Annotated in this window: 3 protein-coding genes and 2 pseudogenes; all 5 read right to left on the bottom strand. The window is 38.8% G+C overall.

Annotated features, from left to right (window positions below; genetic code table 11):
• Positions 1–84: 84 nt before the first annotated feature.
• Complete coding sequence (locus LJE12_RS19425; RefSeq protein ID WP_306505399.1) at positions 85–606, bottom strand: alpha/beta fold hydrolase; 522 nt, start codon at positions 604–606, stop codon at positions 85–87.
• Positions 607–635: 29 nt separating this feature from the next.
• Positions 636–827: an alpha/beta fold hydrolase gene (locus LJE12_RS20360; RefSeq protein ID WP_270410938.1), complete on the bottom strand. Its 192-nt coding sequence runs from the start codon at positions 825–827 to the stop codon at positions 636–638.
• Positions 828–921: 94 nt separating this feature from the next.
• Positions 922–1440: pseudogene (locus tag LJE12_RS19420) on the bottom strand (DUF1349 domain-containing protein); the annotation flags it as partial.
• Positions 1441–1583: 143 nt separating this feature from the next.
• The gene (locus LJE12_RS19415) at positions 1584–1730 is read right to left on the bottom strand and encodes a hypothetical protein (protein ID WP_227227071.1); all 147 of its coding nucleotides are present in this window, start codon (positions 1728–1730) and stop codon (positions 1584–1586) included.
• A pseudogene (locus tag LJE12_RS20855) lies at positions 1715–1825 on the bottom strand (GNAT family N-acetyltransferase); the annotation flags it as partial. The gene LJE12_RS19415 and the pseudogene LJE12_RS20855, both read right to left, overlap by 16 nt.

Here is a 1825-nt window from a genome sequence, read left to right as displayed (position 1 = left end):
CTTTTCTGGCACTTCCATTAATGATTACAATTTTCATGCGTGTATCCTCCAACTTTTTCAATTCAAATAACTTTAGGTTGCCTGTCATAAAATATTCGAGAAGAACTCTTCTAGTAAACTATTGATCATCTCCGGTTTATCTGTATTAGAATTATGACCGGCCCCTTCAATCCACTTTAAAGGAATTTTCGTTTTTCGATGCCATTCTCTGTTATACCTTATGCATGAACCGGCATGATCCTTTGTACCACATATCAACAGGGAAGGACATTTGATTTCATAAGGCAGATCCTTTTCCATTGCCTCTGCCAGAATACGAAATCCATGCCCGGCAATTTGTGCATAACGATGCTGATCACCATCATAGACCAGCATCATTTCCTTCATCAGGTTTCTGCCATAATTAGAAGTTGCAACTCCCTTTGTTCCGGATTTCAAAAGCAACTTCCATGGGTAATGTGCATATACTGGTTCCATTCTTTTCAGAAGCCAGATCTCCACTGCTGTCACATAGTTTCTCTGGAGCGGTGCTGAATCAATGGAAATAAAACCTGCCAGCCGGTCAGGATACAATTGTGCATAAGCCTGGCCTACATATCCTCCCATTGATTGACCGATTATAATTGGTTTTATGATTAAAAGGCATGAGCCGGTGCATCCCATACAATAATATTATATTTTCCATCGAAGTACGCAACCTGTTTATCAAACAGTCTATGGTCAGCAGTCAGCCCCGCAAGAAATACAAGCGTCGTTGTATCCAAACTCAGAATACTTGACCAATAGTGAATTGTTCCGCAAGGAGTTTGATATGTACTTTCCTTCAACAAATCCACCTCCGCAATTTTCATTTTTCTCAGTTACACAACCTGAAAAACTTTAACTATTTTCATATTGGTTTTTTATATCAAATACATTCTGCTACATCTCATCCGGTTTTTGACCGTCGTGGGCTTTCCATTGACACTCCGTCAATTTCATATCTGTAAATACCGCTTTAAACGATGAATCTTCCGGACTGCATGCATAAATTCCAAATTTAATTTTTCCTGCACCAGCCCACATATGACAAATCCTCATTTGCTTAAACCGTATGCCATCCTCAGAACATTCAATGCAATAATCATCTTCACGTCTACTGAGACGATACCACATAGATTTAATCTCTGCATCAATTTCCGTAGTTGCCCAATCTGAATATCCATTGTTTGTCACAACACTTCCCAGGTGCTGAAAATTGTCATTCTCATATTCTATAGAACCTTTCAACCAATTCTCACTGTCAAGATACATAACCACACCGCACTGATCAAAGCGATGATGGCTTTCCTTAAAATCAGTTTTCACTATAAATGAAAAAAACTTTTCCTCTGTTTCTATCTGCAGAACCGGAGCATTATCATTGCGGAAATGATAGTAAGTTCTTTGCCACAAATCAGTTCTAGTACATCGTTTCGTAAATAACTATACCAATCGCGTAGGATGCGGATTCGAGTGTGCTGGTATAAAAACGCAGGCGTAGCGGGCTACGCTGAGGCTTTTAGACCTGTGCAATCGGATTCGCAGACAAGTGAGTGGTATAGTTATTTCGAAAACGATGTACTATGCTGTGTAATAATCTCAATTTTGTCATCTGTCAGCGTGTAATCATCAGGTTCTCTCGTCCACTTAAAATCTTTTATATTCATTTCATTATCCCTCCAACTTCCGATTTCTATTTTCGTTTCCATAGCATAGTGTACTCTTTTTCACCAGTATCTTCATCCAAATCTTCACATTGAATAATGAACCCTTCTCTTTGGTAAAAAGAAATTGCTCTGGCATT

Origin of the sequence: Blautia sp. DFI.6.71, from assembly GCF_020593585.1 — a bacterium.
Lineage (GTDB): Bacteria > Bacillota > Clostridia > Lachnospirales > Lachnospiraceae > Blautia_A > Blautia_A wexlerae.
The sequence above is the reverse complement of the archived record's forward strand: the minus strand, read 5'-3'. Positions and strand labels throughout refer to the sequence as shown.

Bases quoted from the DNA above. Each gene is read 5' to 3' on its own strand.
- LJE12_RS19425 (WP_306505399.1), bottom strand. From the start codon at position 606: ATGGGAGGATATGTAGGCCAGGCTTATGCACAATTGTATCCTGACCGG.
- LJE12_RS19415 (WP_227227071.1), bottom strand. From the start codon at position 1,730: ATGGAAACGAAAATAGAAATCGGAAGTTGGAGGGATAATGAAATGAAT.